The sequence below is a fragment of the Sphingobium sp. SG1 genome (assembly GCF_057063145.1).
Map to the genome: position 1 here is coordinate 73,174 of NZ_JBVVOJ010000006.1, position 12,869 is coordinate 86,042.

Genomic DNA, 12,869 nt, shown 5'->3' on the forward strand with positions numbered 1-12,869 from the left:
CAACAGGGGAAATGCCAGAGGGCCTGTAAGCCGGGTTCTGTCCACCCCCAAAGGGGGATAGGCGACCATTCCTCTAGGGGACGGATTGCTCCGTCCCTCAAGCAACCAACCCGAGCGGTCTCAGTCGAAACAGACCTAGCAGTCAAGCTGCGCGCCGCCCCTATTCGGTCTTGCTCCCGGTGGGGTTTACCGTGCCGTCTTGCGTTGCCGCAGACGCGGTGCGCTCTTACCGCACCCTTTCAATTTCACTGGGCCGAAGCCTTAGTGACCTGCTTTCTGTTGCACTGTCCCTTGGATCACTCCAGCCGGCCGTTAGCCGGCACCGTCATTTCGTGGAGCCCGGACTTTCCTCGCCGTGGAAGTTACCCGCCACGCCGCGGCCGCCCGGCCCTCTGGCACAGGCGCCTATAGGCGCAAAAATCGGGTCAGTCATCCCCTGTCGGCTTGGGCAGCAACAGGGCGAGCAAAATCGCCCGGCATTCGCCATCGATGACGCCGTCGATCAGTTCGGGGCGAAAGCGCCGCTGGAAGGCGACGACCGCCGGCTCCGGCTCGGCAATGTCATAGCCGAAACGTTCGAGCGCCAGCATGAAGCCGCTGTCGGTCCAGTGCGGGTCCATCAGATTCTTGGTCGGTCGCGGCAACGCCAGCCGCAACCGCGCCAGTTGCCCCCAGGGGAATAGTTCGCCCGGATCCTGCTTGCGCGCGGGCGCGATGTCGCTGTGCCCGACGATATTGCCGCGCGTGATCCGGTGGCGCTGGACGATGTCATGCACCAGCGGGATCAGCGATCCCATCTGCGCCTCGGGAAAAGGCCGATAGCCCCATTCATGCCCCGGATTGACGATCTCGATGCCGATGCTGGCGCTGTTCACATCGTCGATGCCGCGCCAGTGCGACCGGCCGGCATGCCAGGCGCGCTTGTCCTCGGCCACCATGCGGATGATCTGCCCATCCTCGGTCACGACATAATGGGCCGACACCTTGGATTCGGCATTGGCCAGCCAGTTGATGGCGCTCGCCGCGTCCGGCATGCCGGTATAATGGAGCACCAGCATGGTGATCGGCAGGCTGCGCTCGTCATAATTGGGCGACGGCGTCTCGATCATGGGGATGTCGGTCATCGCAAAGGGCCCGTCACCACGAAAAGTCCAGTCTCACGCCCTGTTCCGCCCTGCGTCGCGCCGCGTCATGCAGCCACAAGCGGAATCATGGCCGAGACCGGCGCGGCAATCAAGCGTGGTAAATGATCGGCGGACGATTAGCCCGCGCGCCGGGCCGAATTGCCGGCATCGGCCGATGGCCCCCGCCGCGCATAGCTGCCGCGAAATTCGGGGTGCGGCACAAATTCCTCGCTCTGGCCGATCACCGTCTCGCCCGCGCCCAGCAGCAGCACCGATCGGTCGTGGCTGTGCCGGGCCAGTAGGTCGAACACGCTCTGGCGCCGTTCGGGCGAGAAATAGAGCAGTACATTACGGCAGAGCAGCAGGTCATAGGCGCCGGTCGGAACCCGCGCGGCGAACAGATTATCCTGACGGAAATCGATCATCCGTCGCAGCTCCGGGTTCGCCCGCCAGTCATCGCCAGCCGGCTCGAACCATTTGATCAGGTCGCCGATCGGCAGGCCACGCTGCACGTCCATCTGCGAAAAAATGCCGCTGCGCGCCTGGTCGATCGCCGCGCTCGAAATATCGGTCGCCAATATCTCGATCCGCCAGCCCGCCCAGCGCGCCGCCTCGTTGCAGAAGCGGATCGCCAGCGAATAGGCTTCCTGCCCGGTCGAACAGCCCGCGCTCCAGATCCGCAGCACCCGGTCGCCCCGCGCTTCCTGGATGCGCGGCAATATCTGCCGGTGAATGAGGTCGAATATCTGCAGATCGCGGAAGAAGCTGCTTTCGTTGTTCAGCAGGGCGTTCACCACATCCTCGTCCAGCCGCGGATTGCGGCTGCGCAACAGCTTGCCGGCCAGTTCGTCGATATCCTGCAGGCCATGATCGCGCAGCACGGGCTTCAGCGCCGTCTCCATGCGCCAGGCCCGCCCCTCGGACAGAACCTGGCCGGTCCGCGCTTCCAGCAGACCCGTCAAAATCCGGGCAGCGCCCGATCCCATCCTGGAAGGGGGCAAGGCCATCAGTCGTTTATCTTTCCGCGTCGTGCGACAAAATCCATGATCGCATGGGGTTCCATCAGGGCACAGGTCAGCCCTGCCCCTGCGACCGATCCCGGCATCCCCCATACCACGCTGCTTGGTTCATCCTGGGCAACGATCCAGCCGCCCGCTGCCACGATATCCCGCGCCCCGGCCGTGCCGTCGCGACCCATGCCCGTCAGCACGATCCCCGCCGCGCCCGCGCCATAGACATCGGCCATGGCAGCGAACATCGGATCGACACCCGGCAGATTGCCCGACGGCGTCCGTTCCGGGTCCAGCACCACGCTCACCCGGCCATGCAGCCCGCGCCGCAGCAGCAGATTGGCGTCGCCCGGCGCGACATAGACGGTGTCGGGCGCCAGCAGATCGCCGGCCTGCGCCACCTTGACCCGCAGGCTGGTCATGCGCGCCAGTTGCTGCGCAAAATAGACGGTGAAGCTGACCGGCAGATGCTGGGTCAGCAGGATCGGCACGCCCAGCGGCGCGGTCAGGCCGCTGAACAACTGGCTGAGCGCATGGATGCCCCCGGTCGACGCCCCGATGCCCAGGCAGGCCAGGGGTTCGACCGCAGCGCCGGTCGCATGGGCGGGCGGAACCATGGTCGACCGCTGCGCCGGTGCCGTCGGCGCTTCACCGCCGAACAGCCGGCCGAGCCGTTCTATCAGTGCCTGGGGAAATTGCTCGCCAAAGCTGCCGCTCCCCGGCTTGGACAGGATATCGCTCGCGCCCAGCGCCAGCGCCTCGATCGCCGCCGCACTGCCCTCCTCGCAGCGGCCCGACAGGATCGCCACCTTGCCCTGCGGGTTCGATCGCAGGATCGCGGGCAGCGCCGCCAGGCCGCTCTGGCCCGGCAGTTCGATGTCGAGCAGCACCAGGTCGACGCTATGTTCGGCCAGATAGCGCAGCGCATTTTCCGCGCTGTTGGTCTTGTGGACGACGGTAAAGCCGGGATCGGCGTTCAGGATGCGCTCGATCACCGTGCGCACCACCACCGAATCGTCAACCACCAGCGTGCGCACCGCGGGAGCGGTGTGGCTGTCGAGGCTGACCATGGTCGGCACGAAGACGGTCATTGACGGGCTTTCAGAACGAAGAGGCTGGGAAAGACGGCGATATCCTCGAAGGGAGGGATCGGACCTAGATGACCCCGACGATCGCCAGCTTGCTCTCCAGCGTCTCGCGGTCGAACGGCTTCATCACATATTCGTCGGCACCGGCCTCGACAGCCGCCTTGATATGGCTGATGCCGTTTTCCGTGGTGCAGAAGATGATCTTGGGCCGGGCCTCCATCTTGGTGGCCGACAGCGCCTGCAGGAATTCCATCCCGCTCATCACCGGCATGTTCCAGTCGAGCAGCACCACATCGGGCAGGCTGGCCTCGCACTGGGTCAGGGCATCCTGCCCGTCCACCGCTTCGGTCACGGTCAGGTCCAGCGATTCCAATATGTGGCGTGCCACTTTGCGGATGACCTTGGAATCATCGACGACCAGGCAGTTCTTCATGAAGCGTCCCTTTGATTTTTACGTGCCGGGAAGAGAGGCGTAAACGCGAAAGGCGAGGAAATGGTAAACGACGCGGTCAAGCGATCAGGCCGCCTGTGCCTGGGCACCGGCCTCGATGAAGCCGGCAAGCGACACCAGCAGATGGGGCACGCCCTCATGCTCCACCACGCCGCGCGCAAAGGGCATCCAGGCCGGGTCGAGCTGTCCGCGCAGCGGCAGTTCGCCCTCGGGCACGCGGCAGATGTCCGACACGCCATCGACCATCAGGCCATAGCTATGACCGCTGATATTGGCGATGATCGCCAGGTCGCGCTGGTCCGCCGGGGTCGCGCGCCCATGAATCAGCGCGGCGACATCGATGATCGTCAGCACCCGGCTGCGCAGCGCGGAAAGGCCCGCAACATGCACGCCCATGCCGGGCACGGGCGATATCTCGGTCAGCTTGACCACCGCCTCGACCTCGCTGGCATCGACCGCGATGCGGGCGCCGGCCAGCGTCGCCAACAGATAGAGTTGCTCCATCGCTCTTCCCCTTATCCGCGTGCGCCGGACAGCGCCGCCATCAGCGCGTCCTGGTCATAGCGGTAGATGCTGGCATCCATTGGCCCGGTGGCCCGCGGCGTGGCGCGCAGATGCACCACCCGGCATCCCATGATTTCGGCCACCTGGCCGACATCGCCGGCCGAATAGAGCACGATATCCTGCGCATCGACGGCGTCGCCCGGCAGGCCCAGCACGACCTCATGCCCGGCCTGGCGCAGCAGCGGCGCCAATATCTCGCGGGTCCAGCCATCCTCCGCATCGGCCAGCAGGCAGCGGCCCCGGCTATGCGGCGCGATCGGCTCCTGCGGCAGCGCGGCGAACAGGGCGAAGGGGTTGATGACCTCCAGATGCTCGCCATCGACCACCGCGACACCGCTCAGCATGCCGTGCATCGCCACCATGTCCGGCACCAGCGGCATCTGGACGATGTCCAGCACCGCCGCGACCGGGTAACAGGCTTCCAGACTGCCATCGCGCAGGCGCAGCGCACAGACCTTGTCCTCGGCAAAGGCGTGGCGGCCGTTCACCACCGGCACCAGCCGCTCGTCCAGCCGGACGAAGGCCTGGCCGCCGGACCGGCCGAACAGCCTGGCCTCGATATCCTCGACCCGCTCGATCAGCGACAGGCGCAGCAGGCGCCGTTCGCCCGACAATTCCTCGAAACGCAGTGCCGCCACCATTTCGACGCCGGCTTCCTGCGCGGCGGCATCCGCCACCGCCCCATGGGCGCGATCGTCGATCAGGTTCGGCAGGCGCGCCGCATTGGCCAGACCCGCCGCATCCAGCAGCAGCATCGGCTTGCCATTGTCGGGCAGGGTCATGCCGGCATAGACGCCGCTCGCCATCACCAGCGGCGATGCGGGACGGATCACCAGTTCCTCATGATTCTCGACCGCGGACACGCCCATGGCAAAGGGCACGCCGGTCGCCGATCGCACCACCATCACGGCGCGCGGCCCGATCTGCTGCGGCTTGTCCATGCCAAGCACATCTTCCAGGTCGATCATCGAATGGCGGAGCGACCGGATCGTCGCGATCTTGGCGCCGCCGACATCGGCGATCTGCATCATCTCGTTATTGTCGTGCAGTATCTCGACCACCGCCGCGCGCGGGATCGCGAAATGCAGCCCGCCGGCGCGCACGATCAGGCCCGGAATGATGGTCAGCGTCAGCGGCACGCGCAGCGTGATGCGCAGCCCCTGCCCCGGATGATTGTCCAGCGCGATGACGCCGCCGATCCGTTCGATATTGGCGCGCACCACGTCCATGCCGACACCGCGCCCCGACACCGCCGTCACCTTGGCGGCCGTCGTCAGCCCCGGCTGGAAGATCAGGTCCAGCTTGTCCTGCTCGGTCATCCGCGCCGCCGCATCGGGCGTCAGGCGCCCGGCTGCGATCGCCTTTTCGACCAGCCGCGCGGTGTTGATGCCGGCGCCATCGTCGCTGATCTCGATCACGATCTGGTTACCCGACTGGCGCGCCTCCAGCCGCAAGCGGCCGGCCTCCGGCTTGCCCGCCGCACGACGCCGCTCGGGCGTCTCGATGCCATGGTCGATGCTGTTGCGCACGATATGGGTGAGCGGGTCGACGACCATCTCCACCATCTCGCGGTCCATCTCGACATCGCCGCCTTCCAGGCTCAGTTCGATCCGCTTGTCGAGATCGCGGCTCAGGTCGCGCACCATGCGCGGCATCGCCGCGAACAGGCGCTCGACCCGCTGCATGCGGGTCTTGGAAATCACGTCGCGCATGTCCGCGACACAGGTGGACAGCCGCTCGAACGCGCTGTCCAGTTCGGGATCGGCCGACCGGTCGCGCAGCTTGCGCGACAATTCGTTGCGCGCCAGCACCATGTCCGACACGCCGTTCATCAGTTGGTCGATCAGCGACAGCGGCAGGCGGATGGTGCGCAGCGCCTGGCCCTGGCGCACCGCCGCGACCGGGGCCGCCGGCTCTTCGGGCTCAGCTTCTGCGGCGGGCGCGGCCGGCGCCTCCACCTGCGTCAGCGCGCCGATCAGATATTCGTCATTCTCGTTAGGCAGCGCCGCGCCGCGCGCCACCGCCTCGGCCAGTTCGCCGATCCGGTCCATGATCGCCAGCACCGCGCTGACGGTCGCGGGATCGGGCTTGCGGTTGCCGGCGCGAATCTCCGACAGCACATCCTCGGCCGCGTGGCTCAATTTCTCGAAGCGCGGCAGATTGAGGAAGCCGCAGCTGCCCTTCACCGTATGGAAGAAGCGGAAAATGGCGTCCAGCCGCTGGCTATCGCCCGGATTGGCCTCCCAGGCGACGACTTCGCCCGCCAGGGCCTCCAGCGTTTCCTGCGTTTCGGATATGAATTCCTGAAGTAACTCGTCCATTCCCACGACCTTTGGATGCGCGCGAGGGCACCATGGCCGGCCGTGGTTAAGGGGCCGTTAAAGGCGCGGGCAGGCAAAGAAAAAGGGCGCCGCAAGCGCGACGCCCCTTTGGCCCGATGGTCGGTGCCGCAGCGGATCAGTGCTGCTTCTTCTCCACCGCGTCGGCGGCAGCCTCGCCCGCCTCGCGGGTGGCGTCGGCCTTGTTCTCCAGCGCGTCGGCCGCATTTTCGGCTGCGTTTTCGGCGTTGCCCGACAGGTTGTCGGCCATCGCTTCCATGTTCGCGGCCTGATTGTCGAGAGCGTCCGCCTGATTCTCGTAGGCATTCTCGACCTTGTTTTCCTGCTTGGAATCGCACGCGGCGAGCGAGACCATGCTGGCAAGGCCAAGGATTGCGACGAAGCTTTTCACAGCGTTTTCTCCTGTTGCGCCCCCTTTAGGGCAGACATGTTCGACACGAGGTCCGGGACGATCCATGCCATCCCGAACCCTGACGCCGATCAACCGGCCGCGCCCCCAATGGTTCCCACCGGGGCCTCGGTTCGTCGCAATCGCTTATTTTTTCAGCGAGTCGCGAATCTCGCGCAGCAGCACGATATCCTCGGGGGTGACGGCCGGCGCCGGCGCCTCCTCGGGCTTGGCCAGAACCTTGTTCACCAGCTTCACCAGCAGGAAGATGATGAAGGCCAGAATGATGAAATTGACCAGCACGGTCAGGAACTGGCCCCAGCCGAACATGGCGACACCGGCCGCCTTCAGGTCGGCATAGCTGTTGGGATTGCCCTTGAACCCCTCGGGCAGGTCGCCCAGGCGCAGGAAGTAGCCCGAAAAGTCAGCGCCGCCGAAAAGATAGCCGACCACCGGCATGATCAGGTCATCGGTCAGCGACTTGGTGATGGTGGCGAACGCGCCACCGATGATGACACCAACCGCCAGGTCCATGACATTGCCGCGATTGATGAACGTCTTGAATTCCGAAATCAGCCCCATGATGAACCTCTTGTCTCGCCTTCGATAAACTCTGCATGGCCCGTTGCACGCCATCCGACAACGCCCTATTTCCGTCAGCGAAACAGAGCCGAGGATGTTCCATGCTTTTCCCGCGTCGCCTCTCCCGCCTTTTGCTGCCGGTCATGGGCGCACTTGCGCTGTCCGCCTGCGGCATCAACAGCGTCCCCACTGCCGAGGAAAATGCCAAGGCCAAATGGGCTGACGTCCAGGCGCAATATCAGCGCCGCGCCAACCTCACCGGCAATCTCGTCGCCACGGTCAAGGCCGCCGGCAAGCAGGAACAGGCGACGCTGACCGCCGTGACCGAGGCCCGCGCCAAGGCGACCTCGATCCAGATCAACGCCGCCGACCTGTCCGATCCGGCCAAGGTCGCGCAATATCAGGCCGCCCAGGCACAGCTGAGCCAGGGCCTTGGCCGCCTGCTCGCCTCGGTCGAGGCCTATCCCGACCTCAAGACCAACGAGAATTTCCTGCAGTTCCAGTCGCAGCTGGAAGGCACGGAAAACCGCATCGCCGTCTCGATCCGCGACTATAATGAAGCGGTGCAGGCCTATAACACCCGCATCCGCACCTTCCCCGACGCGATCGGCGCCAAGCTGATCCATGGCGCCAAGCCCATGGCCCCGTTCCAGGCGGTCACGCCCGGCGCGGAAGAAGCGCCCAAGGTCGACTTCGGCAACTGAGCCGATAACGATGATGCGGCGCCTGCTGCTGGTCCTTGCGCTGCTGGTCTTCATACCGGCGGCGCAGGCACAGACCTTTCCCAAGCTGACCGGCCAGGTGGTCGATGCCGCCAATCTGCTCTCGCCGCAGCAGGAGCAGGCGCTGACCGCCAAGCTGGCCGCGCTCGACAAGCAGAGCGGCCGGCAGGTGGTGGTCGCCACCGTGCCCGATCTCCAGGGCTATGAGATTGGCGACTACGCCTATCAGCTCGGCCGCAGCTGGGGCATCGGCAGCAAGGAAAAGGACGACGGCACGATCCTGCTGGTCGCCCCGAACGAGCGCAAGGTGTGGATCGCCACCGGCTATGGTGTCGAGGGTATCGTCACCGACGCGCTCGCCTCGCGCATCTATCGCACCGCCATCATCCCGCGCTTCAAGGCGGGCGACTTTCCCGGCGGCATCGATGCGGGTGTCAACGAACTCGCCACCCTGCTGACCCTGCCGCCCGAGGAGGCCAAGGCGCGCGCCGCCGCAGCCGAGGCGGAGCAGCGTAAGGGTGACAGCGGCGGCGGCGCCGTGATGCTGGTCTTCTGGGTCATCGTGATCGTCATCGTCGGCATATCGATGTTCGCCAGCCGCGGCGGCCGCGGTCGCCGCTATCGCGGCGGTGCCGGCCCTGTCATCATCTGGGGCCCGTCCGACAGCGGATGGGGCAGCGGCGGCGGTTCCGGTTGGGGCAGTGGCGGCGGTGGCTGGGGCGGCGGCGATGGCGGCGGCTTTTCCGGCGGTGGCGGCAGCTTTGGCGGCGGCGGTGCGGGAGGCAGCTGGTGAAGCCGGTTCAGTTCAGCGAACGCGATCATGACCTTGTCTCGGCCGCCGTGATGGAGGCCGAACAGCAGACATCGGGCGAGATCGTGCCGATCGTCGCGCGCCGGTCCGACGCCTATCATGATGTCGGCCTGCACTGGGCGATCGGCACCGTGTTCGTCGCCCTCGCCTTTTTCGCCTTCTTCCCGGACTATCTGCGCGACCTGGCCGGCCGGCTGCTGGGCGATTGGGACCATCAGGTCGCCGACTGGAAGATGTTGACCATCCTGCTGGGCGACCTGATCCTCGACTTCCTGGTGGTGCGCTACCTCCTCGCGATCATGAAGCTGCGCATGGCGCTCACCCCGCGCGCGACCAAGGCGCGCCGGGTCCGACGCCGCGCCATATTGCTGTTCCGCGCCGCTGCCGAGGCCCGCACCGCCGGCCGCACCGGCGTGCTCATCTATCTCTCGCTCGACGAGCATCGCGCCGAAATCGTCGCCGACAAGGCGATCAACGATCGCGTCACGCCGGAAGCCTGGGGCGAGGCGATGGCGCTGTTGATCGATGCGGTGCGCGACGACCGGCCGGGTGAAGGGCTAGCCCTCGCCATCGGCCGGGTCGGCGCGATCCTGGCGCCGCACTTCCCCCGCGCCGCCGACGACATCAACGAACTGCCGGACAGACTGATCGAATTATGAGCGACAATGACTGGAATGCGCCCGAGGAAGTCATGTGGACCGGGCGCTTCATTACCGCCAAGAAGCGCGGCAAATGGGAATATGTCGGCCGCGCCCGCGGCATCCGTGCCGCCGTCATCCTGGCGATCGACGAGGATGCGGACGGCCGCCATGTCCTGCTGGTCGACCAGTATCGCGTGCCGCTCGGCAGGCGCTGCATCGAACTGCCCGCGGGCCTGGTCGGCGATCATGACGCTGGCGAGGACGCCAGCCTTGCCGCCAGCCGCGAACTGGAGGAGGAGACCGGCTATCTCCCCGGCCGCCTCGAATCGCTCGGCGAATTTTTCAGCTCGCCCGGCATGGTCTCGGAAAGCTTCACCCTGTTCCGCGCCCATGATCTGGTAAAGACCGGCGAGGGCGGCGGCGTCGACAGCGAGGATATCCGCGTCCACCGCGTCCCCCTCGCCACCCTGCCGGACCAGATCGCCGCCTGGCGCGACCAGGGCTTTGCCATGGACGTGAAGCTGCTCCTGCTGCTCGGCGCAGGATTCTTGGCCTGAATGCAAACATACCGCGCCCCTCCCTTCCAGGGAGGGGTTGGGGTGGGTAGCGAGCGCAGCGGGGGCCATGGCCTAGGCGCTACGGGCCGCTGCATATTTATTCCGTTCGCCCTGAGCGAAGTCGAAGGGCATGACTGAGCGAAGGCGAAGTCATCGCCTCGCGCCGCTCGGCCGAAGGCTTCGACTTCGCTCAGCCCGGACGGTTCATTTAGCCCCCCTCACCCCATCCGATACCAGTCCGCCACCCGGTCGAGCGCCAGTCCCAGCACCAGCTTGCCCGCGCGACTGGGCCAGCCCAGCGCCCGTTCCGCCGGCCCCAGCCCCTCACCCGCGCACACCACCCGCCACAATATGTCGGCCAGTCCCGGCCCCGCCGCCCGCACCGCGCCGTCGAACCGCTCGCGCGCCGACAACTGCGCGGCGCTCGGATCGGGCATCGCCGCCGCGCCGCCCCGTCGCCGCTCCGCCGGTGCCCCGTCCCAGCGCATCGTCACCCGCGCGCCCAATCCCGCCTGCTCCCAGTCGCGCCGCAACCTCTCGCCCGCCGCCAGTTGCCGGTCGCTCACATGGCCGCGCGCATGCAGCCAGCCGAGCGGCGATTCCCCCAGATGCAGTTTCACCGCCTGCATCTTGCCGGCAGGGTCTTCGATCATCTGGTCGACAAACTGGGTGGCCATGGCGGCATCTCCTGACAGGGTGGCGAAGGCCAGGGGCTTGCCACGACGGATAATCTGTAGGAAAGAGAAAACCAAATAGGTTATCAACCCGAGGACAGCCATGATCACCCGCATCCGCGAGGTCCGCAAGGCCAAGGGCCTGACGCTGGAACAGGTGGGCCTGCTCTGCCTGCCGCCTACCACCGCCCAGACCATCGGCCGGCTCGAAACCGGCACCCGCACCGTCTCGGTCAAATGGCTGAACCGGATTGCCGATGCGCTCGGCGTCACCAGCGCGGAACTGGTCGCCCTGCCCGGCCAGAGCGAAGTGCCCGTCGCCGCCCTGCTCGGGCCGGAGGGCGCGCGCGCACCGGTCCGCGCCCTGTCCTTCCCGCCGCCCGTGCCCGCCGACGGCATGATCGGCATCCAGGTCAATGCCAGCATAGGCGACTATCGCAGCGGCGACGCCATCTGGTGCCGTCGCATCGCCCCGGCCGATTTCGCCAGCGCCTTGAACCGCGACGTCCTCTTCCCCCGCCCCGCCGGCCGCTTCCTGTTCGGCCGCCTCATCGGCCGCGAGGGCGACCGGCTCCAGATATTGCCGCTCGGCCATGGCGCCCGGCAACAGGTACTGACCGACCCACCCTGGGGCGCAGTGGCGGTGCAACTCGTCCGACGGCTATAGCCAAGCGCCCCCGCCACGCCTAAGCCTCGCTTAACCGACATGCAGTAGGGAGGGCCCATGACACTCAACGTCCTCACGCTTTCCACGCTCTTCCCGGACATGAGCCGGCCCAATTTCGGTGTCTTCGTGGAGCGACAGGCCCGCGAACTGGCGAGCCGCCCCGACGTCAGCGTCACCGTCGTCGCCCCGATCGGCATGCCGCCCTGGCCGCTGTCGCGCGCCGGCCGCTATGCCCCGCTGCGCGCCCTGCCGCCCAAGGAAAGGTGGAAGGATCTGACCGTCTATCGGCCGACCTTCCCGATCATCCCGAAATTCGGCGGCCGCACCAACGTCCTCACCATGACCCGCGCGATCCTGCCGCTGGTCAAGCGGCTGCACGCCCAGACTCCGTTCGACGTGATCGACGCCAGCTTCTTCTTCCCCGATGGTCCGGTGGCCCAGCGCCTGTCGAAGGCGCTTGGCATCCCCTATTCGGTCAAGGCACGCGGCGCCGACATTCATCATTGGGGCACGCAGCGCGGCACCAGGAAGATGGTGAAGCGCGCCGCCGACGGCGCCGCCGGCCTGCTCGCCGTCTCGGCCGCGATGCGTCGTTCCATGGGTCGGATGGGCATCGATGCCGACAAGATCCGGGTCCATTATACCGGGGTCGACCTTGATCGCTTCGAAATCGCCGACCGCGATCAGGCCAAGGCCGCGCTCGGCTTCGAAGGGCCACTGATCCTCTGCGTCGGCGCGCTCATCCCGCGCAAGGGCCAGGATATTCTGGTCCGCGCCCTGCCGCTGCTGCCCGGCACCACCCTGCTGCTCGCCGGCCAGGGCCAATATCGCCGGATGCTCGAAAATCTCGCGCAGGAACTCGGCGTCGAACGGCGCATCGGCTTCCTCGGCTCGGTGCCGCACGACCGCTTGCCGCGCCTCTATGCCGCCGCCGACGTGATGGCGCTGCCGTCGGAATCCGAAGGGCTCGCCAATGCCTGGGTGGAATCGCTCGCCTGCGGCACGCCGATCGTCATCACCGATGTCGGCGGCGCCCGCGAACTGCTCGACCGCCCCGAAGCCGGTAAGATCGTCGATCGTGAACCCGAAGCCCTGGCCGAAGCCATCGCCGACATATTGGCCGCCCCGCCCGAGCGCGACGCCGTCCGTGCCGCCGCCCTGCGCTTCACCTGGACGGCCAATGGCGACGCCCTGCTCGATCACCTCACGGACATGGCGCGGGGCTGAAGCTATCCAGAATATGGCCTTAGC

The 12,869-nt window shown here is 66.7% G+C and carries 15 protein-coding genes and 1 other RNA gene; 6 read left to right on the plus strand and 10 right to left on the minus strand.

From position 1 onward, the window contains the following. Nucleotides 1–10: 10 nt before the first annotated feature. The 9 genes from rnpB to mscL all read right to left on the minus strand — a co-directional run bounded on the left by rnpB (nt 11) and on the right by mscL (nt 7,546). Nucleotides 11–396, minus strand: an RNA gene (rnpB, locus tag AC0KVN_RS14745) — RNase P RNA component class A. A gap of 29 nt (nt 397–425) precedes the next feature. Then, nucleotides 426–1,124: an N-acetylmuramoyl-L-alanine amidase gene (locus tag AC0KVN_RS14750; protein WP_004210419.1), complete on the minus strand. Its 699-nt coding sequence runs from the start codon at nt 1,122–1,124 to the stop codon at nt 426–428. A gap of 137 nt (nt 1,125–1,261) precedes the next feature. Continuing rightward, the gene (locus AC0KVN_RS14755) at nt 1,262–2,131 is read right to left on the minus strand and encodes a CheR family methyltransferase (protein WP_182115363.1); all 870 of its coding nucleotides are present in this window, start codon (nt 2,129–2,131) and stop codon (nt 1,262–1,264) included. Continuing rightward, the gene (locus AC0KVN_RS14760; protein WP_435567145.1) at nt 2,131–3,225 is read right to left on the minus strand and encodes a chemotaxis protein CheB; all 1,095 of its coding nucleotides are present in this window, start codon (nt 3,223–3,225) and stop codon (nt 2,131–2,133) included. The genes AC0KVN_RS14755 and AC0KVN_RS14760 overlap by 1 nt, the downstream gene beginning before the upstream one ends. 64 nt (nt 3,226–3,289) lie before the next feature. Further along, on the minus strand, nt 3,290–3,655 hold the full coding sequence (locus AC0KVN_RS14765) for a response regulator (RefSeq protein WP_004210416.1): 366 nt from the start codon (nt 3,653–3,655) through the stop codon (nt 3,290–3,292). A gap of 84 nt (nt 3,656–3,739) precedes the next feature. After that, the gene (locus AC0KVN_RS14770) at nt 3,740–4,177 is read right to left on the minus strand and encodes a chemotaxis protein CheW (protein ID WP_017500268.1); all 438 of its coding nucleotides are present in this window, start codon (nt 4,175–4,177) and stop codon (nt 3,740–3,742) included. A gap of 11 nt (nt 4,178–4,188) precedes the next feature. Next, nucleotides 4,189–6,558: a chemotaxis protein CheA gene (locus tag AC0KVN_RS14775; protein ID WP_435567146.1), complete on the minus strand. Its 2,370-nt coding sequence runs from the start codon at nt 6,556–6,558 to the stop codon at nt 4,189–4,191. A gap of 136 nt (nt 6,559–6,694) precedes the next feature. After that, on the minus strand, nt 6,695–6,967 hold the full coding sequence (locus AC0KVN_RS14780; protein WP_004210413.1) for a hypothetical protein: 273 nt from the start codon (nt 6,965–6,967) through the stop codon (nt 6,695–6,697). A gap of 144 nt (nt 6,968–7,111) precedes the next feature. Next, complete coding sequence (mscL, locus tag AC0KVN_RS14785; RefSeq protein ID WP_004210412.1) at nt 7,112–7,546, minus strand: large conductance mechanosensitive channel protein MscL; 435 nt, start codon at nt 7,544–7,546, stop codon at nt 7,112–7,114. A 101-nt stretch (nt 7,547–7,647) separates the two neighbouring features. Between mscL and AC0KVN_RS14790 the strand changes: the two genes are divergently transcribed. From AC0KVN_RS14790 to AC0KVN_RS14805, 4 genes are read left to right on the plus strand one after another with little or no spacing between them, the layout of a single operon-like run. After that, complete coding sequence (locus AC0KVN_RS14790) at nt 7,648–8,250, plus strand: LemA family protein (protein ID WP_435567147.1); 603 nt, start codon at nt 7,648–7,650, stop codon at nt 8,248–8,250. Nucleotides 8,251–8,260: 10 nt separating this feature from the next. Further along, nucleotides 8,261–9,061: a TPM domain-containing protein gene (locus AC0KVN_RS14795; protein WP_029547562.1), complete on the plus strand. Its 801-nt coding sequence runs from the start codon at nt 8,261–8,263 to the stop codon at nt 9,059–9,061. Nucleotides 9,062–9,111: 50 nt separating this feature from the next. After that, on the plus strand, nt 9,112–9,738 hold the full coding sequence (locus tag AC0KVN_RS14800) for a TPM domain-containing protein (RefSeq protein ID WP_435567311.1): 627 nt from the start codon (nt 9,112–9,114) through the stop codon (nt 9,736–9,738). Beyond that, entirely contained in the window at nt 9,735–10,277 is a 543-nt protein-coding gene (locus tag AC0KVN_RS14805; protein WP_483656190.1) for an NUDIX hydrolase, read from the plus strand. Before AC0KVN_RS14800 ends, AC0KVN_RS14805 begins: the two co-directional genes overlap by 4 nt. 218 nt (nt 10,278–10,495) lie before the next feature. Here AC0KVN_RS14805 and AC0KVN_RS14810 read toward each other — a convergent pair whose 3' ends face one another. Then, entirely contained in the window at nt 10,496–10,954 is a 459-nt protein-coding gene (locus tag AC0KVN_RS14810) for a DUF6456 domain-containing protein (RefSeq protein ID WP_004210406.1), read from the minus strand. Between the two features lie 100 nt (nt 10,955–11,054). Here AC0KVN_RS14810 and AC0KVN_RS14815 point away from each other — a divergent pair, with 100 nt between their 5' ends. Beyond that, nucleotides 11,055–11,618, plus strand: a complete 564-nt coding sequence (locus AC0KVN_RS14815) for a helix-turn-helix domain-containing protein (RefSeq protein WP_004210404.1) — start codon at nt 11,055–11,057, stop codon at nt 11,616–11,618. A gap of 57 nt (nt 11,619–11,675) precedes the next feature. After that, nucleotides 11,676–12,845, plus strand: coding sequence for a glycosyltransferase (locus AC0KVN_RS14820; RefSeq protein WP_435567149.1), 1,170 nt, complete (start codon nt 11,676–11,678; stop codon nt 12,843–12,845). Nucleotides 12,846–12,869: the final 24 nt, after the last annotated feature.

Coding starts and splice junctions, on each gene's coding strand:
- AC0KVN_RS14750 (WP_004210419.1), bottom strand. CDS start 1,124: ATGACCGACATCCCCATGATCGAGACGCCGTCGCCCAATTATGACGAG.
- AC0KVN_RS14755 (WP_182115363.1), bottom strand. CDS start 2,131: ATGGCCTTGCCCCCTTCCAGGATGGGATCGGGCGCTGCCCGGATTTTG.
- AC0KVN_RS14760 (WP_435567145.1), bottom strand. CDS start 3,225: ATGACCGTCTTCGTGCCGACCATGGTCAGCCTCGACAGCCACACCGCT.
- AC0KVN_RS14765 (WP_004210416.1), bottom strand. CDS start 3,655: ATGAAGAACTGCCTGGTCGTCGATGATTCCAAGGTCATCCGCAAAGTG.
- AC0KVN_RS14770 (WP_017500268.1), bottom strand. CDS start 4,177: ATGGAGCAACTCTATCTGTTGGCGACGCTGGCCGGCGCCCGCATCGCG.
- AC0KVN_RS14775 (WP_435567146.1), bottom strand. CDS start 6,558: ATGGACGAGTTACTTCAGGAATTCATATCCGAAACGCAGGAAACGCTG.
- mscL (WP_004210412.1), bottom strand. CDS start 7,546: ATGGGGCTGATTTCGGAATTCAAGACGTTCATCAATCGCGGCAATGTC.
- AC0KVN_RS14790 (WP_435567147.1), top strand. CDS start 7,648: ATGCTTTTCCCGCGTCGCCTCTCCCGCCTTTTGCTGCCGGTCATGGGC.
- AC0KVN_RS14795 (WP_029547562.1), top strand. CDS start 8,261: ATGATGCGGCGCCTGCTGCTGGTCCTTGCGCTGCTGGTCTTCATACCG.
- AC0KVN_RS14800 (WP_435567311.1), top strand. CDS start 9,112: ATGGAGGCCGAACAGCAGACATCGGGCGAGATCGTGCCGATCGTCGCG.
- AC0KVN_RS14805 (WP_483656190.1), top strand. CDS start 9,735: ATGAGCGACAATGACTGGAATGCGCCCGAGGAAGTCATGTGGACCGGG.
- AC0KVN_RS14810 (WP_004210406.1), bottom strand. CDS start 10,954: ATGGCCACCCAGTTTGTCGACCAGATGATCGAAGACCCTGCCGGCAAG.
- AC0KVN_RS14815 (WP_004210404.1), top strand. CDS start 11,055: ATGATCACCCGCATCCGCGAGGTCCGCAAGGCCAAGGGCCTGACGCTG.
- AC0KVN_RS14820 (WP_435567149.1), top strand. CDS start 11,676: ATGACACTCAACGTCCTCACGCTTTCCACGCTCTTCCCGGACATGAGC.